The 27,000-nt window shown below is 68.5% G+C and carries 24 protein-coding genes; 15 read left to right on the top strand and 9 right to left on the bottom strand.

Annotation, left to right across the window (positions count from 1 at the left end):
- Positions 1–12 precede the first annotated feature (12 nt).
- The 6 genes from ACIRGA_RS09295 (at position 13) to ACIRGA_RS09270 (ending at position 6,026) form a co-directional block, all read left to right on the top strand.
- Entirely contained in the window at positions 13–864 is an 852-nt protein-coding gene (locus ACIRGA_RS09295; protein WP_400938525.1) for a class I SAM-dependent methyltransferase, read from the top strand.
- Entirely contained in the window at positions 861–1,763 is a 903-nt protein-coding gene (locus ACIRGA_RS09290; RefSeq protein WP_400938523.1) for a GNAT family N-acetyltransferase, read from the top strand. Before ACIRGA_RS09295 ends, ACIRGA_RS09290 begins: the two co-directional genes overlap by 4 nt.
- Before the next feature lie 32 nt (positions 1,764–1,795).
- Positions 1,796–2,725, top strand: a complete 930-nt coding sequence (locus tag ACIRGA_RS09285) for a GNAT family N-acetyltransferase (protein ID WP_400938696.1) — start codon at positions 1,796–1,798, stop codon at positions 2,723–2,725.
- 138 nt (positions 2,726–2,863) lie between these two features.
- Positions 2,864–3,559, top strand: a complete 696-nt coding sequence (locus ACIRGA_RS09280) for an ABC transporter ATP-binding protein (RefSeq protein ID WP_400938521.1) — start codon at positions 2,864–2,866, stop codon at positions 3,557–3,559.
- Positions 3,556–5,451: a YhgE/Pip family protein gene (locus ACIRGA_RS09275; RefSeq protein ID WP_400938518.1), complete on the top strand. Its 1,896-nt coding sequence runs from the start codon at positions 3,556–3,558 to the stop codon at positions 5,449–5,451. Before ACIRGA_RS09280 ends, ACIRGA_RS09275 begins: the two co-directional genes overlap by 4 nt.
- Complete coding sequence (locus ACIRGA_RS09270; protein ID WP_400938515.1) at positions 5,448–6,026, top strand: TetR/AcrR family transcriptional regulator; 579 nt, start codon at positions 5,448–5,450, stop codon at positions 6,024–6,026. The genes ACIRGA_RS09275 and ACIRGA_RS09270 overlap by 4 nt, the downstream gene beginning before the upstream one ends.
- Positions 6,027–6,124: 98 nt before the next feature.
- On the opposite strand, the gene polA is transcribed toward ACIRGA_RS09270, so the two are convergent.
- On the bottom strand, positions 6,125–8,866 hold the full coding sequence (gene polA / locus ACIRGA_RS09265) for a DNA polymerase I (protein WP_400938513.1): 2,742 nt from the start codon (positions 8,864–8,866) through the stop codon (positions 6,125–6,127).
- 222 nt (positions 8,867–9,088) lie between these two features.
- Between polA and ACIRGA_RS09260 the strand changes: the two genes are divergently transcribed.
- On the top strand, positions 9,089–9,517 hold the full coding sequence (locus ACIRGA_RS09260) for a PaaI family thioesterase (protein WP_400938511.1): 429 nt from the start codon (positions 9,089–9,091) through the stop codon (positions 9,515–9,517).
- Between the two features lie 346 nt (positions 9,518–9,863).
- The gene (locus ACIRGA_RS09255) at positions 9,864–10,832 is read left to right on the top strand and encodes a LysR family transcriptional regulator (RefSeq protein WP_400938509.1); all 969 of its coding nucleotides are present in this window, start codon (positions 9,864–9,866) and stop codon (positions 10,830–10,832) included.
- On the opposite strand, the gene ACIRGA_RS09250 is transcribed toward ACIRGA_RS09255, so the two are convergent.
- The gene (locus ACIRGA_RS09250) at positions 10,798–11,610 is read right to left on the bottom strand and encodes an alpha/beta hydrolase family protein (protein ID WP_400938507.1); all 813 of its coding nucleotides are present in this window, start codon (positions 11,608–11,610) and stop codon (positions 10,798–10,800) included. The two genes, ACIRGA_RS09255 and ACIRGA_RS09250, sit on opposite strands and share 35 nt — an antisense overlap.
- A 437-nt stretch (positions 11,611–12,047) precedes the next feature.
- Here ACIRGA_RS09250 and ACIRGA_RS09245 point away from each other — a divergent pair, with 437 nt between their 5' ends.
- The 5 genes from ACIRGA_RS09245 (at position 12,048) to ACIRGA_RS09225 (ending at position 16,885) form a co-directional block, all read left to right on the top strand.
- Positions 12,048–13,202, top strand: coding sequence for a branched-chain amino acid ABC transporter substrate-binding protein (locus ACIRGA_RS09245; RefSeq protein ID WP_400938505.1), 1,155 nt, complete (start codon positions 12,048–12,050; stop codon positions 13,200–13,202).
- Positions 13,203–13,313: 111 nt separating this feature from the next.
- The gene (locus ACIRGA_RS09240; protein ID WP_400938503.1) at positions 13,314–14,285 is read left to right on the top strand and encodes a branched-chain amino acid ABC transporter permease; all 972 of its coding nucleotides are present in this window, start codon (positions 13,314–13,316) and stop codon (positions 14,283–14,285) included.
- The gene (locus ACIRGA_RS09235) at positions 14,282–15,412 is read left to right on the top strand and encodes a branched-chain amino acid ABC transporter permease (protein ID WP_400938501.1); all 1,131 of its coding nucleotides are present in this window, start codon (positions 14,282–14,284) and stop codon (positions 15,410–15,412) included. The genes ACIRGA_RS09240 and ACIRGA_RS09235 overlap by 4 nt, the downstream gene beginning before the upstream one ends.
- Positions 15,409–16,182 carry an ABC transporter ATP-binding protein gene (locus ACIRGA_RS09230; protein ID WP_400938499.1) on the top strand — a complete coding sequence of 258 codons (774 nt, stop codon included), beginning with the start codon at positions 15,409–15,411 and terminating at the stop codon, positions 16,180–16,182. Before ACIRGA_RS09235 ends, ACIRGA_RS09230 begins: the two co-directional genes overlap by 4 nt.
- Positions 16,172–16,885, top strand: coding sequence for an ABC transporter ATP-binding protein (locus ACIRGA_RS09225; protein WP_016335497.1), 714 nt, complete (start codon positions 16,172–16,174; stop codon positions 16,883–16,885). The genes ACIRGA_RS09230 and ACIRGA_RS09225 overlap by 11 nt, the downstream gene beginning before the upstream one ends.
- Before the next feature lie 46 nt (positions 16,886–16,931).
- Here ACIRGA_RS09225 and ACIRGA_RS09220 read toward each other — a convergent pair whose 3' ends face one another.
- From ACIRGA_RS09220 to ACIRGA_RS09210, 3 genes are read right to left on the bottom strand one after another with little or no spacing between them, the layout of a single operon-like run.
- Positions 16,932–17,465, bottom strand: coding sequence for a hypothetical protein (locus ACIRGA_RS09220; RefSeq protein ID WP_400938496.1), 534 nt, complete (start codon positions 17,463–17,465; stop codon positions 16,932–16,934).
- Complete coding sequence (locus tag ACIRGA_RS09215; RefSeq protein ID WP_400938494.1) at positions 17,462–17,959, bottom strand: ATP-binding protein; 498 nt, start codon at positions 17,957–17,959, stop codon at positions 17,462–17,464. Before ACIRGA_RS09215 ends, ACIRGA_RS09220 begins: the two co-directional genes overlap by 4 nt.
- Before the next feature lie 43 nt (positions 17,960–18,002).
- Positions 18,003–18,482, bottom strand: coding sequence for a MarR family winged helix-turn-helix transcriptional regulator (locus ACIRGA_RS09210; RefSeq protein WP_400938492.1), 480 nt, complete (start codon positions 18,480–18,482; stop codon positions 18,003–18,005).
- 82 nt (positions 18,483–18,564) lie between these two features.
- Between ACIRGA_RS09210 and ACIRGA_RS09205 the strand changes: the two genes are divergently transcribed.
- The gene (locus tag ACIRGA_RS09205) at positions 18,565–19,206 is read left to right on the top strand and encodes an FMN-dependent NADH-azoreductase (RefSeq protein WP_400938490.1); all 642 of its coding nucleotides are present in this window, start codon (positions 18,565–18,567) and stop codon (positions 19,204–19,206) included.
- A 20-nt stretch (positions 19,207–19,226) separates the two neighbouring features.
- Positions 19,227–19,781 (top strand): hypothetical protein, encoded by a 555-nt coding sequence (locus ACIRGA_RS09200; RefSeq protein ID WP_400938487.1) that lies wholly within the window; start codon positions 19,227–19,229, stop codon positions 19,779–19,781.
- 54 nt (positions 19,782–19,835) lie between these two features.
- Here the strand turns inward: ACIRGA_RS09200 and ACIRGA_RS09195 are convergent, their stop codons facing one another.
- The 4 genes from ACIRGA_RS09195 to ACIRGA_RS09180 form a co-directional block, all read right to left on the bottom strand.
- Entirely contained in the window at positions 19,836–22,970 is a 3,135-nt protein-coding gene (locus tag ACIRGA_RS09195) for a TIM-barrel domain-containing protein (protein ID WP_400938485.1), read from the bottom strand.
- A 195-nt stretch (positions 22,971–23,165) separates the two neighbouring features.
- A complete protein-coding gene (locus tag ACIRGA_RS09190) occupies positions 23,166–23,951 on the bottom strand; it encodes a DeoR/GlpR family DNA-binding transcription regulator (protein ID WP_034316006.1) in 786 nt (261 codons plus the stop codon).
- Between the two features lie 127 nt (positions 23,952–24,078).
- Positions 24,079–25,935 carry a DUF5107 domain-containing protein gene (locus ACIRGA_RS09185; RefSeq protein WP_400938482.1) on the bottom strand — a complete coding sequence of 619 codons (1,857 nt, stop codon included), beginning with the start codon at positions 25,933–25,935 and terminating at the stop codon, positions 24,079–24,081.
- The gene (locus tag ACIRGA_RS09180) at positions 25,932–26,999 is read right to left on the bottom strand and encodes an ABC transporter ATP-binding protein (protein ID WP_400938479.1); all 1,068 of its coding nucleotides are present in this window, start codon (positions 26,997–26,999) and stop codon (positions 25,932–25,934) included. The genes ACIRGA_RS09185 and ACIRGA_RS09180 overlap by 4 nt, the downstream gene beginning before the upstream one ends.
- Position 27,000: the final 1 nt, after the last annotated feature.

Here is a 27,000-nt window from a genome sequence, read left to right as displayed (position 1 = left end):
AAGGATATCGGTTTGAGCCAGCAGTCCGTCACCGAGCCCGATCGGCACGCAGAGGCCGAGGAGCGGCTCGGCACCGCGGGGGTCGCCTACCGGGCGGTCTCGGCGCCGGAAGCGACCGCCGCGAACCTGGCGTGGTGGGACGCCGACGCCGACGACTACCAGGCGACCCACGGCGGCTTCCTCGGCGACGCGGACTTCGTCTGGTGCCCGGAAGGCGTCCGCGAGGCCGATGTCGCGCTTCTGGGTGAAGTCACCGGCAAGCGGATCCTCGAGGTCGGCTCCGGGCAGGCGGCCTGCTCGCGCTGGCTCGCCGCGCAAGGCGCCGAGGCGGTGGCGACCGATCTGTCGGCCGGCATGCTGCGGCACGCGAAGGAGGGCAACGAGCGGACCGGTACGCCCGTCCCGCTCGTACAGGCGACGGCGGAGTCGCTGCCGTTCGCCGACGAGAGCTTCGACGCGGCCTGCTCGGCCTTCGGCGCGGTCCCGTTCGTGGCGTCGGTGGACGCCGTGTTCGCCGAAGTGCGCCGGGTGCTCCGGCCGGGTGCCCGCTGGGTGTTCTCGGTGACCCATCCGATGCGCTGGATCTTCCCCGACGATCCCGGGCCGCTGGGGCTCACGGTCACCCAGCCGTACTTCGACCGCACGCCCTACGTCGAGGTCGACGAGGAGGGCGTTGCGACGTACGTCGAGTACCACCGCACCCTCGGCGACTACGTCCGCGCGCTCGCCGACGCCGGTTTCGCGCTCACGGATCTCATCGAGCCCGCTTGGCCGGAGGGGCACGACCGCACCTGGGGCCAGTGGAGCCCGTTGCGCGGCAAGCTCTTCCCCGGAACCGCGATCTTCTGCACGCGGCGGGGATGACCTCGGCGGCGGAACGGCAGCGGGCGCGCTTCGCCGCGCTCGACCCGTTGCTTCCGCCGTCGCCCCCGCTCCCACCGGGCGAACCACTCGCAGCGGGCGGCGCCATCGGGACGATCGCGCACGTACGGTTCGCGGCGGGTTCCTGGCAACGGCTCTGGAGCCCCGCACATCTGCAGATCCTCTCCGCGATTCTCCCGCTCGACGCCGCCGCGGGCATGAGCGCGCTGCTCTCCGCCTGGCGCGAGCGGATCGCGCTCGCCGACGCCGAACCCGATTCGTCGTGCACGATCACCTGGCCCAGCCGTGACATCGCGGTCTCACGAGCCCTGCTCGACCACGGGCTCGCGCCGCAACTGGCGCTGGCCGTCCGCGCGCCCGCGCCGGGGGAAACGCAGTCCGTGCCCGGCGTGACCATCCGCGCGTCGACACCCGGCGACCTGGAGGAGATCGTCGAGCTTCGGTTCGAAGAACTCCGCTACACCTCGCTCGTCGGCCACGGTGTCGTCCGGCCCGGTGCCAAGGCCCTCCTCGCGGAAGAGGTCCGTCGCGGCCTGCAGTTCGGCGGCCGTGTCTGGATCGCCGAAGAGGAAGGTCTCACCGTGGGCATGGTGACCGGCGGAAAGCGCTCCCCGATCCCCGGCGACGCGCTCGCCGGACGCTTGCCGCCGGGCGAATGGGGCTACGTCGGAACGCTCGCGGTCACCGCGGCCGCGCGGGGACGCGGGATCGGGCGCGCGCTCACCGCCGTCGCGCACGACGAGCTGTTCTCGCCGTCGCTGCGCGGTACCTTCGTCTCGTACAATCCGGCGAATCCGCTGTCCCCGGTGTTCTGGCACCGGCAGGGTTATCGTCCACTGTGGACGACGTGGGCGGCCGCCCCGGCCGCGGCCCTCCGGTAGCGGTGCCCGGCGCGGCCGACCCTGGGGACGGGATGGAAATCGACAAGACCTTGCTCGACGCGCACCGCGCCCGGTTCACGTCGATCGACGGGCTCCTGCCCGAGGCGGCGCCGCCCCCGGTCGTCGGCGAACGCGTGGACGCGGCCACGGCGGCGGGCGTCCAGGTCACCGGCGTGGTGCAACGTCAGCTGCACGGACCGGACGACGTCCCCCTGCTGTGGTCGGCCGCCGACGTGCGCCAGCTGTTCCCGTTCATCGGGAACACCGGCACCGAGGGCATGGACGTGCTGCTGCGCGCGTGGCGGACGTGGATGGGCGCCGAATCCCCCGGCGAGGACTCGTCCTGCGTGGTCAACTGGCCGAGCCGGGACGCCGAGGCGATCCGCGCCTTCCTCGACCACGGGCTGGTGCCGATGTCCGCGCTCGCCGTGCGCACCGGACGCCGGCGGGACGACCGGGCCGTCGAGGGCGTGGCCGTCCGCCGGGCCCGGCGCGACGACTTCGACACCGTGCTCGCGCTGGCCGTGTCGACCCACGACTACATCGGGCAGGTCGCCACCCGGCACCGCTCGAACGCCGCCGAGCTGCTCGCGCCGGCCCTGGAACGCGCGCTCGACAAGGACGTCCCGCTGCTGTGGCTGGCCGAACGGGACGGCGGGACAGCGGCGTTCGCGCACGCCGCCTGGATCACCTCGTCACCAGGGTCGGCCGAGGCCGAACTGCTCCCCCACGGCCGCTGGGGCTACGTCAACAACGTCGTCACCCTGCCCGGCCTGCGCGGGAGCGGACTCGGCCGCACACTGATGTCGGTGGTGCACAAGGAGTTCGCCGCCGACGGCGCGGACGGCACCTACCTCTATTACAACCCGACCAACCCGCTCTCCTCGGTGTTCTGGCACCGGCAGGGTTATCGTCCACTGTGGACGTCCTGGGAGGTCCATCCGGCGTCGGCCCTGCGCTAGCCGTCCGGTTTGCGGAGGTTTCGTCACTCTTGCGTGTGACGTGAGCCCCCCAAGGTTGTGCACCTCCCAGGTCAGGGCTAACTTTTGAACTGACCAGTCAGTTTAAAGTTCCGCGAGTCACCGACCTGGGAGTTCTTCGTGCGGGTTCAAGCCGACAGGGTGTCCGTGACCGGACCCCACGGCACGTTGCTGTCGCCTACTTCGCTCACCGTTTCGGGTGGTGAGCTGGCGATCGTGCACGGCGAGCCAGGGGTCGGCGTCACCGCCTTCGGGCTGGCGCTGGCGGGCAGGCTGAAGCCCGCCACCGGGACGGTGACCGTCGAGGGCGGCGATCCGCACAAGGTCGTGGCGATCGTCGACTCCCCCGGCGTGAGCGAGCCGGACGGCGCGTTGTCGCTGCAGGTCGTCGTCGGGGAGGAACTCGAACTGGCGAAGCGCCCGGCGAACAAGGCCGCCGTCGCGAGCTGGCTGGCCGAGCACGACGCCGCCGCCTTCGCCACCACCCGCTTCGAAAATATCGAACCGGTGACGCGCACCCGGCTGCTCACCGCGCTCGCCGCGGGCCGCAAGGGCGTCGGCGTCCTCGTGCTCGACACCCCGGACAGGCACACCAGCGACGTCGACAGCTGGGCGCGGCTCGCCCGCGAGCACGCCGAGCGTGGCCTCGCCGTGATCGTGCTGACCGCCACCACCCCGGTTTCGGCCCTGCCGGAGAAGCCCGCCCTCTGCGGTGCCCTCGAGCAGCCCGACCCCGTGCGCTGCGCGCCTCTCGAACTCGAGACCGAGCCGGACGAAACCGCTGAGATCGAAAAGACTTCAGGAGACCAGGAATGAACCCCGTCCGGATCGCCGCCAACGAGCTGCGCCGGCTGAGCAGCGGCACCCTGCCGAAGCTCGCCATGGTCGCGCTCGTCCTGGTGCCGCTGCTCTACGCGTCCTTCTACCTCTACGCGAACTACGACCCGTACTCGCGCCTGGACAAGCTGCCCGCCGCCGTCTTCACCGCCGACACCGGCGCGAAGGACTCGGCCGGTGTGGAACGCAACGTCGGCCGTGAGGTCACCGACGAGCTGGTCAAGTCCGGCACCTTCCAGTGGCACGACGTGTCCCCGGAGGAGGCGGCGAAGGGCGTCCGCGACGCCAAGTACTCCTTCGCGATCGGCATCCCGCGCGACTTCTCCACGGCACTGCTGTCCTCGGGCAACTTCCAGCCCCAGCAGGCGACGATCACGCTGACCACCAACGACGCGAACAACTATCTGTCCGGGACCATCGCGAAACAGGTGGCCGAGCAGGTCCGCAAGACGATCGCGGAGAAGGTCGGCAGCGAGGCGGCGGACAAGTTCCTGGTCGGCTTCTCCACGATCTACGCCAAGATCCAGGAGGCCTCTACGGGCGCTTCGCAGCTCGCCGACGGTGCCGGCAAGCTCAAGACCGGGCAGCAGCAGCTGGCCGATGGCGCCAATCAGCTCGCCTCCGGCAGCTCCCAGCTGGCGACCGGGCTCGGCACCCTGAAATCCAGTACCGCCCAGCTTCCCGCGCAGACCCAGAAGCTCGCCGACGGCGCGGGCAAGGTGGCCGACGGGAACCAGAAGGTCTCCGACGCCGCCTCGCTCGCGGCGACGGCCTCCGGGGACATCCAGGCCAAGCTCGACGGCTACCGCAGCCAGCTCGCGCAGGACCTGCGCGACGCCGGCGTCCCCGAGGCGAAGGTCCAGGAGATCCTGAGCCGCCTCGACACCCTCCGGTCCCCGGTCGACCAGGCGAACACGAAGATCCAGGGCGCGAACAGCCAGCTGATCCAGCTCGCGTCCGGCGCCCGGCAGGTGTCCGACGGCGCGCACCAGCTGGCCTCGGCCACCCCGCAGCTCACCAGCGGAATCGCGCAGGCCTCCGACGCGTCGAACCAGATCCGCGACGGCGCCGCGAAGCTGAGCGACGGCGAGAAGACCGCGGTCACCGGCACGAACCAGCTCGCCGACGGCGCGGTGCAGCTGCGCGACGGGCTCGCCGCCGGGCTCAAGGAGATCCCGAACCCGGACGACCCCACCCGCGCAGCGACCGCGAACACGATCGCCGACCCGGTGGCGGTCAACTCCTCCGGCGTCGCCTCGGCCGGGACCTACGGCGCGGGTCTCGCCCCGTTCTTCATCTCGCTCGCGACGTGGATCGGCGCGTTCGTGCTGTTCCTGTTGCTGCGTCCGCTCTCGACCCGCGCGCTGACCGCCGGCGCGTCGCCGTTCAAGGTCGCGCTCGGCGGCTGGCTGTCCTCGGCGCTGCTCGGGATCGCGCAGGTGATCGTGCTGTTCGGCGCCGTGACCTGGCTGGTCGGCATCGACGTCGCGCATCCGCTCGGCGCGATCGGGTTCGCCGTGCTGGTGTCGCTGACCTTCACCGCCGTGGTGCACGCGCTCAACGCGTTCTTCGGCGCCGTCGGGAAGTTCCTCGGCCTGGTACTGCTGGTGCTCCAGCTGGTGAGCGCGGGCGGAACTTTCCCGTGGCAGACCATCCCGGACGCGTTGTACCCGTTGCACATCGTTCTGCCGATGGGTTACGCGATCGACGGGTTCCGGCACCTGCTCTACAGTGGCGCCTCGATGGAGATCCTCGGTGACATCGGTGTCCTGCTCGCGTACCTCGTCGGCGGGATCCTGGTCTCGACACTGGCGGCGCGGAAACGGCGCACCTGGACGGTTTCGGCGCTGAAACCCGAGCTGGCGTTGTGAGTCCCCGGGGCGAGGCGACGAAGCAGAAGCTGTTCGAAGCGACGCTGCGGTTGTCCGCCAGCCGCGGCCTCGTGGGGCTGACGGTGGACGACATCGCGGCCGAGGCGAAGGTCGCGAAGGGCACCGTCTACTACAACTTCGGCAGCAAGGACGGTCTCGTCGACGCACTGCTGCGCTACGGCGTCGGCGTGCTCGCGGACCGGCTGCGCGCGGCCACCACCGACGGCGACCCGATGGACGTGATCGAGTCGCAAGTGGACGGTGCGCTGGAGTTCATCGCCGAATACCCCGGGTTCTCGCAGATCCTGGTGAGCGAGATGTGGCGCACGCCAGGGACCTGGCACGAGACGCTGACGTTGCTGCGCGAGGAGATCATCTCGATCGTGCGCGAACAACTCCACCGGCTGGCCGCCGCCGGGCGGCTGCCCGACGGCGTCCAGATCCAGACGGCCGCGGCGGGGTTGTTCGGCACGATGCTGGTGGTGGCGCTCGACTGGCAGGTGTTCCAGCCGAAGCGGACGCGGGCCGACGTGCGGGAATCGGTGATGGTGCTGATCCGGGGTCTCGGGCGCTAGTCCCCGGTCTCCCGGACCCGCCTTCGGACATCGGCCGATCTTCCTGCGGAAGAGCGAGTGGTGATGACGGCTCTCTGCGTCATCACCACTCACGAGGCCTAATGGGCGGCGTCGTTCCAGGACCGCCCGTATCCGACCGAGACCTCCAGCGGGACGGCCAGCTCGTAGGCGGAGCCCATTCCCTGGCGCACCAACGCTTCCAGCTGCTCGCGCTCGCCATCGGCGACCTCGAGGACGAGTTCGTCGTGGACCTGCAGCAGCACGCGGCTCTTCAGCTTCGCTTCGGTCAGCGCCTTGTGCACGTTGAGCATGGCGACCTTGATGATGTCGGCCGCGCTGCCCTGGATGGGGGCGTTGAGCGCCATCCGCTCGGCCATTTCGCGGCGCTGCCGGTTGTCGCTGTTGAGGTCCGGCAGATAACGGCGGCGGCCGAAGATCGTCTCGGTGTACCCGACCTTCGCCGCGTCGCCCACGACCGAGTGGAGGTAATCGCGCACGCCGCCGAAACGGGAGAAGTACGCCTCCATCTGTTCCTTGGCTTCTTCGGTCGAGATCCGCAGCTGCTGCGAAAGCCCATACGCCGAAAGCCCGTACGCCAGGCCGTACGACATCGCCTTGACCCGGAACCGCAGCTCCGGCGTGATCTCCTCCGGCGGCAGCGAGAACGCGCGCGACGCCACGAAAGTGTGCAGATCCTCGCCGCTGTTGAAGGCCTGGATCAGGCCCTCGTCCTGCGAGAGGTGCGCCATGATCCGCATTTCGATCTGGCTGTAGTCCGCGGTCATCAGCTCGGCGTACCCGTCGCCGACGACGAACGCGTCGCGGATGCGGCGGCCTTCCTCGGTGCGGATCGGGATGTTCTGGAGGTTCGGGTCGACCGAGGAGAGCCGCCCGGTGGCGGCGATCGTCTGCAGCAGCGTGGTGTGGATGCGGCCGTCGTCGGCGACCGACTTGATCAGGCCCTCGACGGTGGTGCGCAGGCGGGTCGCGTCCCGGTGCTCCAGCAGATGCTGCAGGAACGGGTGCTCGGTCTTCTCGAACAGGCTCTGCAGCGCCTCGGCGTCGGTGGTGTAGCCGGTCTTGGTGCGCTTGGTCTTCGGCATGCCGAGCTCGTCGAACAGGATGACCTGCAGCTGCTTCGGCGAACCGAGGTTGACCTGCTTGCCGATGACGGCGTACGCCTCCTCCGCGGCCTGCGTCACCCGGCTGAGGTAATGCGCTTCCAGGTCGGTCAGGTGCTCGATGTCGACCGCGATCCCCGCCGCTTCGAGCCCGGTGATCACCTGGAGGAGCGGCAGTTCGAGCTCGGCGAGCAGCTGAGCGCCACCCAGCTCCTCGAGCTCCTTGGTGAGCGCGCCCGCGAGCTCGGCGACCGCGCGGGCCTTGACCAGCTCAGCCTGGATCTCCTTCTGTTCCATGTCCTCGGCGCCGCCGTCGAGCAGCGAAAGCTGCCCGTCCCCGGTGTCGGCCTCGGACCGCAGCTCACGGTGCAGATACCGCAGGGCCAGGTCGTCGAGCTCGAAGGTGCGCTGGCCGGGACGGACCAGGTACGCCGCGAGCGCGGTGTCCATGACGAGCCCGGCGAACGTCCAGCCGCGTGCCCGGACGGCGTGCAGCGGGACCTTGAGCTCGTGGCCGATCTTCTTGATCTTCTCGTCGGCGAGCCAGACCGTGAGCGCCTTGTCGTCCTCGGCGTCCATCGCGGTGACGTCGACATACGCGCCTTCGCCGTCCGCGGCCGCGAACGTGATGGCCTTCAGATCGGAGCGGACCGAGGCCCCGGTGGTGCGGAACGCCAGGCCGACCGGCTGGTCCTGACCGGTGTGCGCGGACAGCCATTCCGTGAGCGCGCCCGGGGCGAGCTTCGAACCGCTGACCTCGAAACCCTCCTCGGCCTCGGGCTCGGCGCTCTGCAGGGTGGCGAAGAGACGGTCTCGCAGGACACGGAACTCGAGCTCGTCGAACAGCGCGTGCACGGCCTCGCGGTCCCACGGGCGCAGCTCGAGCATGGTCGGCCCGAGCTCCAGCTCGACGTCGCGGATCAGCTCGGTGAGCTGCCGGTTCAGCATGACCGCGCCCAGGTGCTCGCGCAGCGCGTCGCCGACCTTGCCCTTGACCTCGTCGACCCGGTCGATCAGCTCGTTGAAGGACCCGAACTGCCTGATCCACTTCGCGGCCGTCTTCTCGCCGACGCCGGGGATGCTGGGCAGGTTGTCCGAGGGGTCGCCACGCAGCGCGGCGAAGTCCGGGTACTGCGACGGGGTCAGGCCGTACTTCTCCTCGACCGCCTCCGGGGTGAACCTGGTCATCTCCGACACGCCGCGCTTCGGGTACAGCACGGTGACCTGGTCGGTCACCAGCTGGAGCGCGTCACGGTCGCCCGTACAGATGAGGACGTCGAAACCTTCGGCGGTCGCCTGTGTCGTGAGCGTGGCGATGATGTCGTCGGCTTCGTAGTTCTCCTTGGTCAGCGCCGGGATGCCGAGCACCTTGAGCACGTCCTCGACCAGCCCGACCTGGCCCTTGAACTCGTCCGGCGTGGCGCTGCGGTTGGCCTTGTACTCCTTGAACGTCTCGGACCGGAACGTCTTGCGGGAGAGGTCGAACGCCACCGCGAGGTGCGTCGGCGCCTCGTCGCGCAGCAGGTTGATGAGCATCGAGGTGAACCCGAACACCGCGTTCGTCGTCTGCCCGGTCTTCGTCTTGAAGTTCTCCGCGGGCAGCGCGAAGAACGCGCGATACGCCATCGAATGGCCGTCGATCAGCAGCAGTTTGGGCCGCTCGGCCTGTGCGGTGGCAGGTGTGGCGTTGGCAACGGTCGTGTTCTCACTCGGGCTCACGGGAGCGAGTCTAGGGTGAGGGTCTGACAGTCCTACCTGTCGTGTCTGTTGCGGCCTGTCGGCGGAGCTGCTCAGACCCCCTTGGCGCAGGAACCCGCCTGGCCGGAGGCCCCGCGATCGGGGCGGCAGGGCACCCTTGGGCAGGACGTGAGAAAAACTCGATAACGTGCGCCCTGGCGACGCGATCGTGGTCGCGGGTTCACGAATGTTAAGGAGCTTTGCGTGACCGAACAAGCCCTCGAATCCTTCGCCGGGATCGACCCGGCCTTCGCCGGACAGCAGCTCAACGACAAGCTCGGGCTCGAGATCAGCGAATTCGGTCCCGAACGCGTCGTGGGCAGCATTCCGGTAGAGGGCAACCTCCAGCCCTACGGCCTCCTCCACGGCGGGGCGAACGCCGTGGTCGCGGAGGCGCTCGGTTCGATGGTCTGCGCGCTCAACGCCGGCACCGACAAGGCGACGATGGGGCTCGAACTCTCGTGCACCCACCACCGGGCGGTCCGGTCGGGGCGGGTGACCGGTGTCGCGACCCCGGTGCACGTCGGACGCGGCACGATCTCCGCCGAGATCGTGCTGACCGACGACCAGGGGCGCCGGTCGTGCACGGCGCGGCTGACCTGCGTGGTGCGGGAGCGGCCGCCGGGCGCCTGACTCTCGTCACAACGGAAGTCCGTGAAGGCCTCCTTCACTACCTTGAGGGTAGGGAAGGAGGCCTTCACGTCGTCCGGGCGGTTCGGTTGGTTCGGGCTTCTGGGAGTGGTGATCGCCGCGCCACGCTCGGCTCACTCGACCACCTGACCAGTGGCGGGGTCGGCCGCTCAGGGCGTTCCGGGTGTCGACGATGCAGGAATCGGGACGTTGAGTGTCCCGATTCCTGCATCGTCGAGGAAGTATGCCGGTCTCGGCGCTTGATCAAGGCCACGCTCGGATCCTCCCCGCTCACCACCAACGACTCCACCGAGCCACCAGGAAGAAGGCCTTCACGTACCGTAACGGCGTGGATCTCGACACGGCCCAGGTGCGTGCGTTCGTCGCGACCGCCGACCACGGGCATTTCGGTCGCGCAGCGGAATCCCTGTTCCTCACCCAGCAGGCGTTGTCGAAGCGCGTCCGGAAGCTCGAGGACGCGCTGTCGGTCCAGCTCTTCCGGCGCACCAACCGGTCCGTCGAGCTGACCGCCGACGGCGACCGGTTCCTCCCGCACGCGCGCGAGCTGATCCGCGCGGCCGACGCCGCCGTCGCCGCGATGGGCCTGCGGGACCGCCCGCCCCGCCTCGACCTCATCGATCCGCGCCTCTCCCCCATGTACATGCTGCGGCGCATCGCTCAGCGGAACCCGGAGCTCGCGGTCGAGCGCGTCGCCGGGCGCGGACTGGCCAACGCCCTCGACCCGCTGGTCCGCGGCGAGATCGACCTCGCGTTCGGCCGCGTCGCGGACCTCGGCCGCGACGTGCCCGCGGAACTCGACCATCGGCTCGTCCGGCTCGAACCGTTGGTCGCCCTTCTCGCGCCGGAACATCCGCTGGCGAGCAACGATGTCCTGAAATTGTCCGATCTCCGGAGCGAGGGCATCTGGATTCCGCAATTGGGCGGCCCGGTCGAATGGCTTTCTTATTTGCAACGCCTATGCAAAGAATTCGCCGTCCCGATCGACGACTCCGGCGTCAGCTACGACCTCCGGCACACACTGGAACAGACGCGTTACGGAAAGCTGCGGGTCACGCTCGCCGGCGCCGATATGGACCTCGCGTCCGATCTCAATCTGCGAGTCCTGCCGTTCGCACCGTCGCCGCTGTTCCCGTGGTCGGTGGTGTGGCGGCGCGGCGAAGGCCCGGCCCTGCGGCGCCTGCTGGCGCTCGCGGGCCGGACCAGCCACGAAGAAGGTTGGTGCGCCTACGATCCCGAGCGGTCCTGGCTGCCGGACGACGACCTCAGACCGCTAGGTGCCGGGCGAACCAGCGCGTGAGCTCGGCGTCGATCAGCTTCGCGTGTTCCGTCTGCGGAGCGGGTTCGAGGCCGGGCGCCTCGGCGAATCCGTGCGCCATCCCCGGGATCGTGACGAGCTCGGATCGCCGCTCCCCCAGCGCCTTGTGCAGGGCTTCGGCCGGTTCGGTGATCGAGACGTCGTCCTCCTCGCCGATGACGAGCAGGACCGGCGCGGTCAGTTCGTCCGCCCGCCGCACGTAGTCGTACTCGTCCGCGACCGCGCGGGACCGGTCCGACCAATGGTAGGTGACGTCGTAGACGCGCTCGTTCGCCGCGATCACCGGCGCCAGCTGAGTCACCGGGTTCACCAGCGCGGCCGCCGCCACCGGGATCTCGGCATGGGTCAGCATCTGCAACGCGACCGCGCCGCCCTGCGACCCGCCGACCAGCCCGACCGGACCGTCCTCAATGGACAGCCGGGAGCGCAGTTCCGCCACAGCTGCCGGGAACTCCGCCTCGACCTGCTTGGTGAGCGGTTCGACGACGTTGAGCACGTTGTCCTCGCTCGCGAGCCGGAAGAAGCCCTCGAAACCGCCTTCGGGGAACCGTTTCCCGGTCAGCGGCAACCCGAGGTGCACCCGCCACGCGTGCAGGTCCCGCATCGGCAGCGCCGCCGCCATGGCCGCCTCGCTGAACGGCGCGCCCAGCAGATGCCAGGTCAGCACCAGCGGCGCCGGACGCTTGCCGTCCGGCGGCGGCAGCGCCACGAACGGGACTCCCGCGGCCACGCCTTCGATCGCTTCGGTATTCGTCGTCATGGGAAGAGCTAATCGCGAGGTCAGGGCCTGGATCCAACAGCCGTTCGGACCGCGGCGACAACCATCGGTTGTCATGGCGCCGGGGAAGAGGGGGCACCGTTGACGCCCTTTGGGGCAGCATTGCTACGACGAACGGCCGCCCACGAAGGAGCTGAAAAAGCGCAAGATACGCGGCCGAAACATGATCATTACCCACGAGCATGATCGACGTGGTAGCGGTGAATCCCCAGCGTGACCAGCGAAGACTCGCCAACCGGCAACATTCGCCTTTTCGTGCAATTCGTTCTGGTTTCGACCGTCACGATGTGGACACAGAGTGATGGGCGTCTGGGCAGATCATGGCGTAGGGGGATATCTTCCTGCCCTAACCTAGCCCCTGTGTCGGGGGCAACGCCTACCGGCGGCTGGTTGGTCATGGGAGGTAGTCGGTGTCAGGAGTGCGTTTTGGACGGGTTTTCGCCGTCGCGGCGGCTGCGTCGCTGGCGCTGGCGGGCTGTGCAGGCGGCAGCAGCTCGTCCGGCAGCGGTGACAGCAGCACGCTGAAGATCGGGTTCATGGGTGACCTCACCGGTGAGAACTCCGGGATCGTGATCCCGCCCCGCAACGGCGCCAAGCTCGCTATCGACGAGTACAACAAGACGAACCCGGCGACGAAGCTGGAACTCAAGGAGTACGACAGCCAGGGCAAGCCCGAACAGGCGACGTCGCTGATCGCGACCGCCGTCGGCCAGGACAAGATCACCGCGCTGATCGGCCCGGCCTTCTCCGGTGAGTCGAAGGCCATCGGCGGTCAGCTGGAGCAGAACAAGATCCCGAGCGTCTCGCCGTCGGCGACGAACCCGGGTCTGGCCTCCAACGGCTGGAAGTACTGGCACCGTGTCGTCGCGAACGACAACGACCAGGGCCCGGCCATCGCCAACTTCTTGGTCACGGCGAAGTCGCCGAAGAAGGCGTACGTCCTCTCGGACGACCAGGAATACAGCGTCGGCCTCGCGGACGCCTTCGAGAAGACCTTCAAGGAGAAGAACGTCCCGACCGAGCGCGACAAGTTCGCCAAGGACGCGTCGGACTACTCCTCGACCGTGCAGAAGGTCAAGGCCGCCAACCCGGACGTCATCGTCTTCGGTGGTTACTACGCTCAGGGTGGCCGACTGCTCAAGCAGCTGCGTGACAGCCAGGTGACCGCCACCTTCGCCACCGGCGACGGTTCGCTCGACGCCCAGCTGGTCAGCGGTGCCGGCGCCGCGGCCGCCGAGAAGGCCGTCATCGGCTGCCCGTGCAACATCAAGGACGCCGGTTCCGGCGACGAGTTCGTGACCAAGTACAAGGCCGCGTTCAACGTCGACCCGGCGATCTACGCGACCGAGGGTTACGACGCCGCGACCGCCATCATCAACGCGGTCAAGGCGGGTAACACCACCTCCGAGAAGATCAACGAGTTCCTCAAGACCATCGACTTCAAGGGTGCCTCGAAGCAGATCAAGTTCAAGGAGAACGGCGAGCCGCAGACGAACGCGATTTACGTCTACCAGGTCACCGGTGGCGTCATCAAGAACCTCGGCGCCTCGACCGAAGCCAAGCTCAACGGCTGACGGAGCAGGTAGGAACACCTAACGGAAGCGGGGGCGCTGTGCGAGCACAGCACCCCCGCTTCCCGCAAATGTGGCGAAAGAATCCGCCCCGTCCGGTAAGGCATCCACGTCATGCTTCAAGATCTGCAAGCCCAGTTCCTCGGTAGCACCATCGGCGGACTGGTCGCCGGAAGCATCTACGCCCTCATCGCCCTCGGCTACACAATGGTCTACGGCGTGCTCCGGCTCATCAACTTCGCGCATTCCGAAATCTTCATGATCGGGACGGTCACGTCCCTGTTCGTCCTGATCAGCATCGCGGGCGGCACCGCCCCGATCACGCTCGGCGTGTTCGGGATGATCGCCGTGCTGCTGCTGATCATCATCGCTTCGGCCGCCGTGTCCGGCGGGGCGGCGGTGTTGCTGGAGCAAGTGGCGTACCGCCCGCTTCGCAAGAAGGGCGCGACCCGCCTGGCCGCCCTGATCTCCGCCATCGGCGCCTCGCTGTTCCTGCAGGAGCTGTTCGGTCTCGAGATCATCGAATGGATCACGGGTAAATCCGGCCGCGTGCAACAGAACGCGCCGCGGTTCATCCCGCACGACGAGCTGTTCCGCATCGGCAACGGTGTCGTGCGCACGGACCACGTGTTCGTCATCGTCGGCGCCGTGATCATGATGGTCGTCCTCGACCAGCTGGTCAGCCGCACCCGCATCGGCCGCGGTATCCGTGCCACCGCACAGGATCCCGAAGCCGCCGTGCTGATGGGTGTCAGCATCGACAAGATCGTGCGCCTCACGTTCCTGCTCGGTGGCGCGATGGCCGGTGTCGCCGCGGCGCTGTACGTCATGGAGTACGAGAACACCGATTACCGCATCGGGTTCCTCCTCGGCATCAAGGCGTTCACCGCGGCCGTGCTGGGAGGTATCGGCAACCTGCGCGGCGCTCTGCTCGGTGGCATCGTGCTCGGTCTGGTGGAGAACTGGAGTTCCATCTTCTTCGGTTCACAATGGAAGGACGTCACCGCCTTCGTGGTACTGGTGCTGGTCCTGATGTTCCGTCCCACCGGCATCCTCGGTGAATCGCTGCAGCGGGCACGCGCATGAAGGGCAACGAAGAAGTGGCTACAGAAAACGGAAAGCCCGCGCGCGCCGGGTTTCACCCGGTCGACGGAATGCGGGACTGGTGGGCCAGGGCTCCGCATTGGCAGCGTTATGGCGTTTACCTCGCCCTGATCATCGGTGCGCTGATCCTGCCGGCGCCCGCCATCGGGTCGTTCATGTCCCCGGACTCGGACTGGACGAGTGTCCTGATCTTCCCGATCGGGATCTACATCCTGCTGGCGATCGGCCTCAACATCGTGGTCGGTCACGCGGGCATGCTCGACCTCGGTTTCGTCGCGTTCTTCGCGATCGGCGCCTACACGCTCGCGACGATGGGGGTGAACTACGGCTGGTTCGTCTGGCCGACCTTGCTGGTCGGCATCTTCCTCGCCGCGATCTCCGGTGTCATCCTCGGTGCCCCGACGCTCCGGCTTCGCGGTGACTACCTGGCGATCGTCACGCTCGGCTTCGGTGAGATCGTCCGGATCACCGCGAACAACACCGACGCCATCGGTGGCGCACGCGGTATCACCAACATCCCGCACCCGGAGCCGGTGTTCGGCACCGAGTTCCTGCTGGACGCGGCACCGTACTACTACCTGATCCTGGCCGCGATCGTGATCGCGATCATCTTCTCGGTACGCCTGCAGAAGAGCCGCGTCGGGCGTGCGTGGGCCGCGATCCGCGAGGACGAGGACGCCGCCGAACTGATGGGTGTCCCGACGTTCAAGTTCAAGCTGCTGGCCTTCGCCATCGGTGCCATGATCGGCGGGTTCGCGGGCGGCATCCACGCCAGCAAGGCCGTCTTCATCGCGCCGGAGAACTTTCCGTTCATCCTCTCGGCGACCATTCTCGCGGCCGTCGTGCTCGGTGGCGCGGGGAACCTGCCCGGCGTGATCCTCGGCGCGTTCCTCGTCGCCTGGCTCCCGGAGCGGTTCCGGTTCCTTCTGGAATACCGGATCCTGATCTTCGGTGCCGTGCTGGTGCTGATGATGGCCCTGCGGCCGGAGGGTCTGCTGCCGTCGCGGCAGCGCCAAGCGGAACTACGAGAAGGAACGGGCGGGATGGGTGCCATGGGCGCCGAAGTCGCGGGTCCGGATTCCGAGGCTTCGGCGGAGGTGACGAAATGAGCGCGCTGCTCGAATTCGACAACGTGACCATGCGCTTCGGCGGTGTCACGGCCTTGAAGGAAGTCAACCTCAGCATCAACCAGGGTGAGATCTTCGCCCTGATCGGTCCGAACGGCGCGGGCAAGACCACCGTGTTCAACGTGGTCACCGGTGTCTACCAGCCGACCGAAGGCCAGGTGCGTTTCAACGGCACCCGGGTCGACGGGATGAAGCGGTTCAAGATCAACCAGACCGGTATCGCCCGCACGTTCCAGAACATCCGGCTGTTCCACAACATGTCGGCGCTCGAGAACGTGATGGTCGGCGCCGACTCGCACCACAAGACCGGCGCGATCACCGCGACTCTCGGCCTGCCGACACATCGCAAAGAGGAAAAGCGGGGCCGCGAGCTGGCGAGGGACCTGCTGGACTTCGTCGGCATCGGACGGGTCGAGCACAACACCGCGAAGAACCTCTCCTACGGCGACCAGCGCCGTCTGGAGATCGCGCGTGCGCTCGCGACCGACCCGAAACTGCTGCTGCTCGACGAGCCCGCCGCCGGCATGAACCCGGCGGAGAAGAACTCGCTGCAGCAGCTGATCCACAAGATCCGTGACGACGGCCGGACCGTACTGCTCATCGAGCACGACATGGGCCTGGTCATGCAGATCGCCGACCGGCTGGCCGTGCTCGACTTCGGCCAGAAGATCGCAGAAGGGCTCCCCCACGAGGTGCAGAACAACCAGAAGGTGATCGAGGCTTACCTGGGGGTGGCGGAAGATGCTTCTTGAGGTCCAGGACATCAACGTCCACTACGGGAAGATCGCCGCGCTCAAGGGAATGAGCATCGAGGTCGGCGAGGGCGAGATCGTTTCGCTCATCGGGGCCAACGGCGCCGGCAAGACCACGACGCTGAAGACGATCTCGGGCCTGCGTCCGCTGACCAGCGGCCGGATCCTCTTCGACGGCAAGGACATCTCGAAGACGCCCGGCCACAAACGGGTCGAGCTCGGGATCGGCCAGTCACCGGAAGGCCGGGGCGTGTTCCCCGGGATGACGGTGCAGGAGAACCTCCTGATGGGTGCCTACACCCGCAAGGACGACCTGAAGGCCGACCTCGACGAGGTCTACGAGCTGTTCCCGCGGCTGAACGAACGCAAGACCCAGTTCGGCGGCACGATGTCCGGTGGCGAGCAGCAGATGATCGCCATCGGCCGCGCGCTGATGACCAAACCCAAGGTGCTGCTGCTCGACGAGCCGTCCATGGGCCTGGCGCCGATGCTGATCGCGCAGATCTTCGACATCATCCGCGAGATCAACAAGCGCGGGACCACGGTCCTGCTGGTGGAGCAGAACGCGCAGCAGGCGCTGAAGCTCTCCGACCGCGCGTACGTGCTGGAGACCGGTGAAGTGGTCAAGAGCGCCCGCGGTGCCGAGCTGCTGGACGACCCGCAGGTGCGGGCCGCCTACCTCGGTGGCGACCTGGGCGTCTGACGCCTTTCGAGAAGGGCCCCGTCGCGTTTCGCGGCGGGGCCCTTTCTCATGCCAGCTTGATGTCGGTGCCGGTGAGGTTCTTCATGTCGGTCAGCGTCGGTCCGCCGAAAGCCCGCAGCACCACGGGTTTCGCTTCCTTGGGAAGGTCGAAGTAGAGGTCGAACTCGACCCGTACACCGCGACCCAGCTCGAATTTGTCCGGCTGCCGTTTGATCGTCATGGCCTGGTTGTCCACCGCGATCACCGCGCCGGAATCGGTGAGCAGCTGCTGGCGCCGGGTGTCGAAGAGGATCCCGGACAGGCCTTTCCCGGTGACCACCAGCCGGAGCCGGACGAATTGGCCTTTCGCCTCGAATTCGGCGTGGCTGCCGGTGAGGCTGGGCAGCCCGGCGGCCAGCCCGATGAGGGAGAACTCGGTCTCCCCGTTGAGCGCGGGCGGCAGGTGCAGCGCGGTCTCGTCCGGACGAACCTCCCGGGCGGGGAGGTCGTAGACCGGTTTGGCGGGCGGCTGTTCTTGCCCGGCGGAGCAGCCGGCGAGCAAGAACAGGACCGAAGCCGTCGCTGTCAGGCACTTTCTCATGGTGCGCACTCCACGCTCAGGTAAGGCCAACCGTCCACCTCCGGCAGTCGTACCGGGCCGATCTCCTCCCCTGGCAGGAAACGCACCGTCGTGCCGGTCGTACCGTCGTCGGGGATCGGCGACAGATCGGTGACCGGGACACCGCGTTCGTAACGCTGGGTCCAAGAGCCGTTGTGACGTCGGTTGGTGTGCACGAGCCAGTCGCTCAGGGCCGCCACGACCGACACCCCGCGACGCGCATGACCATCCGGAAGCCATTGTTTTCCAGGGAAATCGAAGAAACGCAGATCCTTGGTCGACATGACCGGTTTCTTCACGAAGCCGCCGTGCCCGCCGGTGGTTTCGGCTTCCTCCGCCGCATAGGCGAGCACTTCGAGGACGAGGTGCGCGACCCCGCCGGGGGCGAACTCCCCGGGGTTTCGGCGAATCCGTGCCAGATGCTCGGCGTCGACGGAATCGGCCCAGTCGTGCGTGGTGTCGCGCCCTTCACTCACCCCACCGATTCTGCCCGTTCGGCGGCGCCTGTGCGGCAACGAATCAGCAGTTTTCGAGGTGTGCGGCGTCGACGCAGGCGGCGGGCTCGACCCGGCTGGTCGCCTGGTAAAGCAGGGTGTACAGCGTCTCGCGCTGATCCTTGTCGAGCGCGCCGAGCACCTCGTCCTCGACCGCGGCGAGGGCGAACTCGGCTTTGGCGAGTTGTTTGGCGCCGACGTCGGTGAGTTCGACGATATGCCGCCGCCGGTCCTCCGGTGACCGCCTGCGTTCGATCAGGTTCGCGGACTCGAGGTCGTTCAGCAGGCCGACGACGTTCGTGCTGTCCATCTCCAGCGTCTTCGCGAGGTCCTGCTGCGAGCAGCCGCGCAAGTCCCGCAGCACGGTCAGCGCGACGAGATGCCGGGGCCTCAGGCCGAGCGGGGCCAGGACGGACTCGCTGCGCAGCCGGATCCGGCGAGTGACGTGGTCGAGCAGCGCGCCGCAGCGGTGCGGGGGCTGGTTCACGACCGGGAGTTCGGGCACTCGTCAAGTGTACGTTCCCCATGATGACCGCCACAGCATCAATGGTTTGCGTTACACAAACTATCTGTGCAAGATAATAAGCATGACGAACCTGCTGCACATCGACTCGAGCATTACGGGCGAGCACTCGACCAGCCGCCGCCTCACCGCGCGGGCGGCCGCCGCCTGGCGCGCCGCGCATCCGGAGGGCACCGTCACCTATCGCGACCTGGGCACCGACCCGCTGCCGCATCTGAGTGCGGCGGCTAACACCGCCAAGTTCGTGCCGCCGGAGCAGCACACCCCGGAACAAGCCGGGGCATGGCGGCTCATCACGGAACTGGTCGACGAGGTGAAGGCGGCCGACACGATCCTGCTGGGCCTGCCGCTGTACAACTTCGGCGCGCCTAGCACGGTCAAGGCCTGGGTCGACCACCTGATCGTGCCCGGGCTGACGCTCGACGCCGAGACCAGGGAAGGCCTGCTCGGCGACCGCGACTTCATCGTCGTGGTCTCCCGCGGCGGCGGTTACGGCGAAGGCACTCCGCGCGAAGGCTGGGACCACGCCCAGTCGTGGATCCCGCACGGCGTCTCGCTGACGGGCCTCGCACCGAGGTTCGTGACCGCCGAGCTGACCATGGCGAAGACCAATCCGGCGATGGCGGAGCTCATCCCGCTGGCCGAGGCCAGCCAGGCCGAGGCCGAACGCGCCATCGACGCTTTGTGGACGCCGGTAGCCGCCTGAACGGGCGCTAATCTGGGCGGATGGGGTTCAGCGAGCGGGCACGCAGGGTGCGGGACGAGCACACGGCGTACGGCCGCCGGGTCGCGGCGTTGTGTTCGTGCGTGAGCCTGTATCACCCGATCGGCCACCGGGCGACGTTGAGCTTTCTCGAGGAATTGGCGGGGCCGTACCAACGGCATGAGAAGGCTCTGCTGCGAGCTTTGGAGGCGTTGGAGGCCAGCCGCGCGGTGTGGCGGGCGGAACTCACCGACCACAAGAACGCGCGCTTGAAGGAAAAGCGGCTCGGCAGGCGGGTGCCGTCGGGCGACGGTCCACCGCCGGGCAGGATGGGCGGCCACTGGTACGCGACGGTCCCGAACCTGTCCGAACGCGCCGCCGCGCACGCGCTCAAGCTGTGGGAACGGGACCACGGAACGGACTTCGCGGACGACGAGACGCGATCCCTGGTGCGGGAATGCATCGCGACAGGCGGCAGGCTCACCGGTGAACGGCTGGACGTCGTCCTGGCCCGCCGGACCGGCGATGCCCGCTGGCCGATGACGCTCATCGCCTCGGCTGTGCGCACGAGTCCCTGAAGGACTCCTTGAGGGACTCTGGGTCCCTCAAGGAGTCCTTCACGGACCGCTGACTCAGCCGATGCCCGCGGCGAAGACGTGCATCGCGGTATTCGACGGAAGCGTCACCGCGACGACCTCCTTACCCGCGGTCAGCGGGACGGAGTTCGCGAACACTCGGTACGGCGTGGTCGGATACGCCGCACCGGCACGGGTGTTCTTGCCCATCACGGTCGCCACGGTGGTCGCGCCGTACTGGGCGGGATCGGCGCAGCACCAGTTGGGGAACCCGAGTTCCGCTTGGCTGGTGCTGCCGTCGGCGTAGCGGACGACGACAGTGCCCTTCGCCGTGCCCGTGCCGGTTCCGGTCAGCACCAGTTTGGCGCCCGTGCCCCGCACCGCGATGGTCTGACCGGACGCGAGGACGTTGTCCTTCTGTCCCGTACCGGTCTGCGGCCAGGTCAGCTGAGCACCGAGCGCGGAGAAGCCCGCACCGGGCTTGAGACCGGCTTCGGCGAGGCCTTCCGCCCGGAAACTGCTGCCGCCACCGTCGATGTCCCCCACCGCGACGTGGGCCGCGTCGGTGACGCCGACGTTGCCGTACGCCGCGGCCAGCGATCCGTGCGGGACGGTGACCGTCACCGAGTCGGTCACCCGGTTCTCCCCGAGCCGCGCCTGGTACGACGCCGACGCGGTGAGCTGGTAATCGTCCGGCTTGATACCCGCGTCCGGCGTCACCTTCACCGGCACCCGCACGGTCTTGCCCGGCATGACCAGTGCCGGACCGGCGGGCACCTCGGCGCGGAAGCCGTTGGCGGGCAAGGAGAACTTGACGTCCCGGACGGGCAGCGGCGTGCCGTTGGTGAAGCTCAGCGTGCCCGTCGCGGTCTGCCCGGGTCCGGCCACGGCCGGGAGGGACAGCGCGACCGAGCCATTGCGATCCTCGGGGAAGATCCCGCCGACCGCGCTCGTGCCGAACAGCCGGACGTCCTGACGGTCACCGGCGCCGATCATCCCGGTCTTGACCCGCGCGACCCCGCCGGTCGCCGGATCGAACCACCAGCCCGACGGCGCCGCGTCCAGTTCGGCCTTGCTGCCGTACTGCCGCAGGGCCGAGTTCCCGGCCAGTACCGTCGCGGGCTTGCTTCCCGTGTGGACGGTCAGCTGATAGTTCCGCGACGCGGGTTTCCCGGCGTAGGAACCGGAACCGGCACCGATCCCGACGGTCACCGTGCCGAGGCCGGACGTCGGCGCGTCCACGGTGAACGTCTGCTTCGCCTGGTCACCGTTCTTGTACGCCCTGGTCACGCCGTCGTCTTCGGTGAGCGTGAACGAGCCCTTGCCCTGCGGGTAGACGTCGAGGTCGAGCACGCCCTTGTCCCTGGTCTGCCACGACTTCGTGCCCTCGGCCCACATCGGCACCACGGCACCGGCACGGACGAACAACGGCAGCGTGTCGAGCGGCGCGTCGTAACCGTCCACAGTGGTCGGACCGGTGTAGGTCTTGCCACTCCAGTAGTCGACCCAGGTGCCCTTCGGCAGGTAGATGCCGTTGCGGACGGTGGAGTTCTCGTACACCGGCGCGACCAGGAAGTCCTTGCCGGACAGGAACTCGTACTTCGCCTTCTCGCCCCAGACGTTCGGGTCGTCCGGGTATTCGAGCGCCAGCGGGCGGACCTGGCCGACGCCGGACTTGTGCGCCTCCACCGAATGGCTGTAGGTGTAGGGCAGCAGCCGTTCCTTGAGCAGCAGGTACTTGCGGTTGATCGAGGTGTACGGCTCGCCGTACCGCCACGGCTGCTTGTCCGACGCGGCCCAGCCGTCCATCGTCATCGAGACCGGCAGGAACGCCTTCCACTGCAGGTCGCGGACGTAGGTCTGCGGGCTGCCGCCGAAGATGCCGTCGATGTCACCGGTGTTGTACGCGATCCCTGACGTCGTCGCGCCGGCGTAGGTCGGGATCTGCCACTTGATGTAGTCGTAGGAACCGGCCTGGTCGCCGCTCCACAGCACGCCGCAGCGTTGCGCGCCCGCCCAGCTGACCGGCGTCCAGACGAAGCCGCGCGCGTCGCTGTTGTCCTCGATGCCCTTGTGCGCGGTGTCGCAGGCGTCCAGCGCGAACTGGTAGCCAGGGCCGACCCACGCGACGTCGAGTTTGCGGACCCGGACCCCGGCCTTGACCTCTTCGACCTGGTTCGGCACGCCGTTCTCGGTCCACAGGCCCAGCTGCATGTTGTTCTTGCGCAGGCCTTCGCCCGTCTGCTGGAGGTTTTCGTATCCGCAGCCGTAGCCGTCGTTGACCAGCATCCAGCCGTTGGGCATCCCGTGCTCGGTGTACCCCTCCGCGATCTTCACCGCGTCCAGCGTGTGCCGCTCGCCGCGGTTGGCGTTGTGCAGATAGCAGTCCGCGTCGCCGTGTTCCAGGCCGTAGAGCGGTGGCAGGAAAGGCTTTCCGACCAGATCGGTGTAGCCGGTGATGACGTCCTTGAGCCCTGCGCCGACGACGTAGGTCGCGTCGAAGCGGCGCTCGTCGTGCGTGGTGCGCACCGGCTCGGTGAAGGCGTAGGTGCCTTGCGCGAAGGTGTTGCGCAGCACGCCGTATCCCGCCGTGGAGGCGTAGAACGGCTGCGAATTCGGTGCTCCGCCGTCGTTCCAGTTGTAGTCGGCGAAGATCCGGATCTTCTGGTCACGGTGACTGAAGCGGCCGTTCTGCTCGCCGCCGCCGACGAACTGCTCGGTCGCCGTCCGCGCCAAGGTCTGCGTGGTCTGCTTGTCGGTCCAGGACAGCGGGGCGGACTCCTCCCAGAGCCGCTTGCCGTCCGCGCCGTCGTACAACGCGAGCCGCAACGGGTGTTTGTACGCCCGCAGGGTCGCCTTGGCCGTGGAAACCGCCCAGTAGTCCCCCTTGTCGGTCCTCTTCGGCGTGACCGGGTCGCCGGTGCGCGGCAGCACGATCTTGCCGCCCGCCGGGTCGGTGAACGTGCCGTCCGGCGCCAGCCAGACGCGGACGGCGCCTTCGGACGGGAAGCTGACGCGCACCGCGGCGCTTCCCGATTTCAGCGTGACCGTGGGGCCTTCGGCGGAGATCCCGGTCAGATCGCCCAGCTTGCCGGACGCCGCCGCGGCCGGATCGGCGTGGGCGGCGACCGGGGAAAGCCCGAGTATGGCCACTGCGGCCAAACAACCCAGGGATTGCGCAACTCTGCTCATTCGAGACACCTTTCGCGCATGAATACGCAATAGGGTCTCTGTATAGCGCACGGTTCGCGCAAAGTCATCCGCCGAAGCGGTGCTGCCGACTTTCGTCGGGTCGCCCGAAGATCCTTATGTCACAAGGAGTGCGCAAAAGACGTGAAGGCCCCTTCCCTACCCTCAAGGTAGGAAAGGGGGCCTTCACGGACTTGGTCAGACGGCTTGGACCTCGACCCCGGCGGCCTCGAAGGCCCGCAGCACCTTCGGGTCGGCGTTGGAATCGGTGACCAGGGCGTGCACCTGCGGGGTCGCGCAGATCCGCGCGAACGCGCGCCGCCCCAGCTTCGAGCCGTCGGCGACCGCGACGACGCGTTCCGCGCGCTCGACCATCAGCCGGTTGATACTCGCCTCGCCCTCGTGGTGGGCGAAGGCGCCCGCGTCGGCGTCGAACGCGTCGACCCCTAAGAACAGCAGGTCGATCGTCAGCTCGCTGAGCACCCGGGTGGCCAGCGGCCCGCTGAGCTCGAACGACTGCGGACGCGCGACACCGCCGGTGACCACGATCTTCACATGCGGCCGCACCGCGAGTTCGTGCGCGATGTTCAGCGCGTTGGTGACCACCGTGAGCCCGGGCGAATCACGCAGACCGGCGAGATCGGACCGCGTCGCCAGCGATCGTGCGACACCGGCCGTCGTCGTCCCGCCGTTGAGGCCGACCACCATGCCCTGCGCGACGAGCGCCGCCGCGGCGACGCTGATCCGCTGCTTCTCGGGCACGTGCCGCGCGGTCTTGTAGCGCAACGGCAGGTCGTACGCGAGATCGTTGGCCACCGCACCACCCCGGGTGCGGGTGAGCAACTGCTGCTCCGCCAGGTGATCGAGGTCGCGCCGGATGGTGGCCGCGGAGACGTTCAGCTCCTCGGCCACGTCCTCGACATCGATCTTTTCCCGCTGCCCCAGCAGGTCCAGCAGGGTGCTCAGCCGTTCGTGCCGGGCCATCGGCGCCACTCCTAGCTCGCTGCCGGCCTATCGCGCATGACGTTGCGCTGTTGGCCACTGTTTCGAGCAGTATGCTGCATCGCGGTTGTCCGCCGCGAGCGGCACGCCGGTCGAGTGGCCCGGCCGGTCACTTCATCCGGAAGTCGTGCTGTTCCGGCAGCGGTTCGTCGGAAACCGCCGCCCAGGTGTCGGACAAAGACGTTTCCCCTTCCCTGATGTTCGCGACCTCGAAACCGCTGTCGTACACGGCCTTGGCCCCGGCGACGTCGCCGAGGGCGAGCCGGGTGCGAGCGGTCAGCAGGGCGATCCGCCCCTCCACGGGCAGCCCGTCCAACAGCACGCTCGCTTCGTCCGGGAGCCCCGCGGCGAGTTGCGCCGCGATGGCCTCGACGACCAGAGGACGCAGAGACGGCACGAGAGCGACCGCCCGGCGGTACAGCCAGGCGGCCTCGTGCCCCGAGGTGGCGACAGCGAGATTCCGCAGCGCCCAAGGGTTCTCGGCCGCGGACACCGACTCGCGCCAGGCACGGACCGCGTCCGAAGGCCGTCCGGCCGCCCAGTGCGCGACACCGCGGTGGTACCAGGTCAACCAGTTCTTCGGGGCGTACTCCATGAGATCCGCCCAGTACCGGTTCACCAGCGTCGCCGGGGGAACGGCGAGCGGATCGCCGTCCGGCGGTGTCCCGTCGAGCAGCGCGAGCCACGGTTCCTGGTCCGGCCCGAGTGATTCGTCCGGGAACGGTGTGCCCGGAAGGCACATCGGCGCGCGCCGGTTCTCCAGCGCACCCCAGCCGGAACCGGTGGCCAGGAAGGATTCCGGAGTGACGTCGGCGATCTTCCGCCAGGCGTCGAGGTACTCGTCCATGGACTCCGCCGACGGCAGACCGGCGGCGACCGCTTCGCGAGCCGCCGTCCAGTCGTCACCGTGTGCCGCGGCCGGATCGGCGGCGACCGGCCCATAGGCCTCCAGCCAGTCCCAGCTCTCCCCCGGCGGCAGGCGCAGGTGCTCCAGCTGGGTGCGGGCCAGCCCGGCCTGGATCTCCAGGTAGCCACCGGCGCCGGGAGCCAGCCACTCCTGCCAGCGACGCCCGCCGGCGGATTCGCCCCACAGGAACAGCTTCCGCCCGCGCAACCGGCCGGTGGACAGCTGGGCCAACCCTGTCCCGTCCTGCTCGACGGCCGCCACCCACGGCCTTCCGGTCACTTCGAAGAAGTAGTCCGCCGCGGCCTCGGCGCGGGCCGGGTAGGTCAGCTCGCCGGGGACGTCGACCAGGTCGAGCCGTCCCGAATAGCCGTAGTGCCACGCCTGTGTGGCGGGAGCCAGCACCCGCGTGCCCTCGTTCTGCGGCACCGCGATATTCGACCACCAGTACACCGGGACGTCGTAGGGATGCGGGTTCCGCACCCGCACGGCCACGAGCAGGTGTTCCGACCCTTCAGGCAGCCAGAAGTCGATCTGGTACGGCAGATCGCGGGTCCGTTCCCACTCCCACAGGCGAAGCACCGGCGTGCCGTCCGGGCCCTCGATCTCCGCGGCGAACATCGGTTCGCAGGTCAGCGTCGTGTGCCCGGTGCTGCCGAGGTTCCACTCGACACCACCGGCGAACCACGCGTCCCGCAGGGCGAGGTTCGCCGGCTGGAACACCGGGTTGCGGTAGAGCAGCTCGCGGCCGGACGGCTTGTGGATCAGCGAGTACAGCCGCCCGCCCAGCGACGGGAGGACCGTGGCGCGGAGTTTGTCGTTCTCCAGCACCAACGCCGGCAGCTCGCGTTCCGTGCGCTCACGGGTGTAGCCGTCCTGCAGCAGGCACGGCAGCGTGGTGTCCAGCCGACCGTAGCCGATGTTCTCCGCCAGATCCGGCGGCAACTCGTCCACATTGGACGCCTTGGCCACCGCCTCGGGTTTCCGAAGCGGCGGCAACGGATTCTCCGGACCCAGCTCGGCGGCCGGGAGCACCAGCCCGGTGCGATACAGGCCGGTCATGCGTCCGGGAGCCGATCGCCGGTGGCGGCGTCGAACAGGTGCACCGCGCCCGGTTGCGGCGTCAGGGAGATCGGCTCGCCGCGCTGCCACGGCGCCATCCCCGGCGTGCGGACGGTCAGCACGCGGTCGCCGTCACGGCAGTAAAGGTACTGGTCGCTGCCCAATTCCTCGACGACCTCGACGACGGCTTCGAAACCGCCGTCACCGATCGTCCAGCCCTCGGGCCGGACGCCGACCACGATGCCGGGGCCGGTCAGCGCCGACCGCTGCGCCGGGGTCAGCGGCAGCCGCGTACCGCCGACGACGGCGCCGTCGGTGTCCACAGTGGTCTCCAGCAGGTTCATCGCGGGCGAGCCGATGAACCCGGCGACGAACACGTTGACCGGCTTGGCGAACAGCCCGACCGGGGTGTCGCACTGCTGCAGGATCCCGTCCTTCAGCACGGCGACCCGGTCGCCCATGGTCATCGCCTCGACCTGGTCGTGCGTCACGTAGAGCGTCGTGATGCCCAGCCGCCGCTGCAGGGACGCGATCTGGGTCCGCGTCTGCACGCGGAGCTTGGCGTCCAGATTGGACAGTGGTTCGTCCATCAGGAACACACTGGGCTCGCGCACGATCGCCCGCCCCATCGCGACCCGCTGCCGCTGACCGCCGGACAGCTTCGCCGGTTTGCGGTCCAGGTAATCGGTCAGGTCGAGTACCGCCGCGGCCTCGGCCACCTTGCGTTCACGCTCGGCCTTGGCCATCTTCGCGAGCTTCAGGTGGAAGCCGATGTTCTCCCCCACCGTCATATGCGGGTAGAGCGCGTAGTTCTGGAACACCATGGCGATGTCCCGGTCCTTCGGCGGGAGTTCGGTGACGTCGCGGTCGCCGATGTGGATGGAGCCGTCGTCGACGCCTTCCAGCCCGGCGAGCATCCGCAGCGTCGTCGACTTCCCGCAGCCGGACGGGCCGACCAGCACCAGGAATTCGCCGTCGGCGACCTCGAGGTCGAGGCCGTCGACCGCGGGACGTTCCACACCGGCGTAGAACCGGGTGGTGTCGGAGAAGGTCACGGTGGCCATC

Source organism: Amycolatopsis sp. NPDC102389, assembly GCF_044765885.1.
Taxonomy (GTDB): domain Bacteria; phylum Actinomycetota; class Actinomycetes; order Mycobacteriales; family Pseudonocardiaceae; genus Amycolatopsis.
The sequence above is the reverse complement of the archived record's forward strand: the minus strand, read 5'-3'. Positions and strand labels throughout refer to the sequence as shown.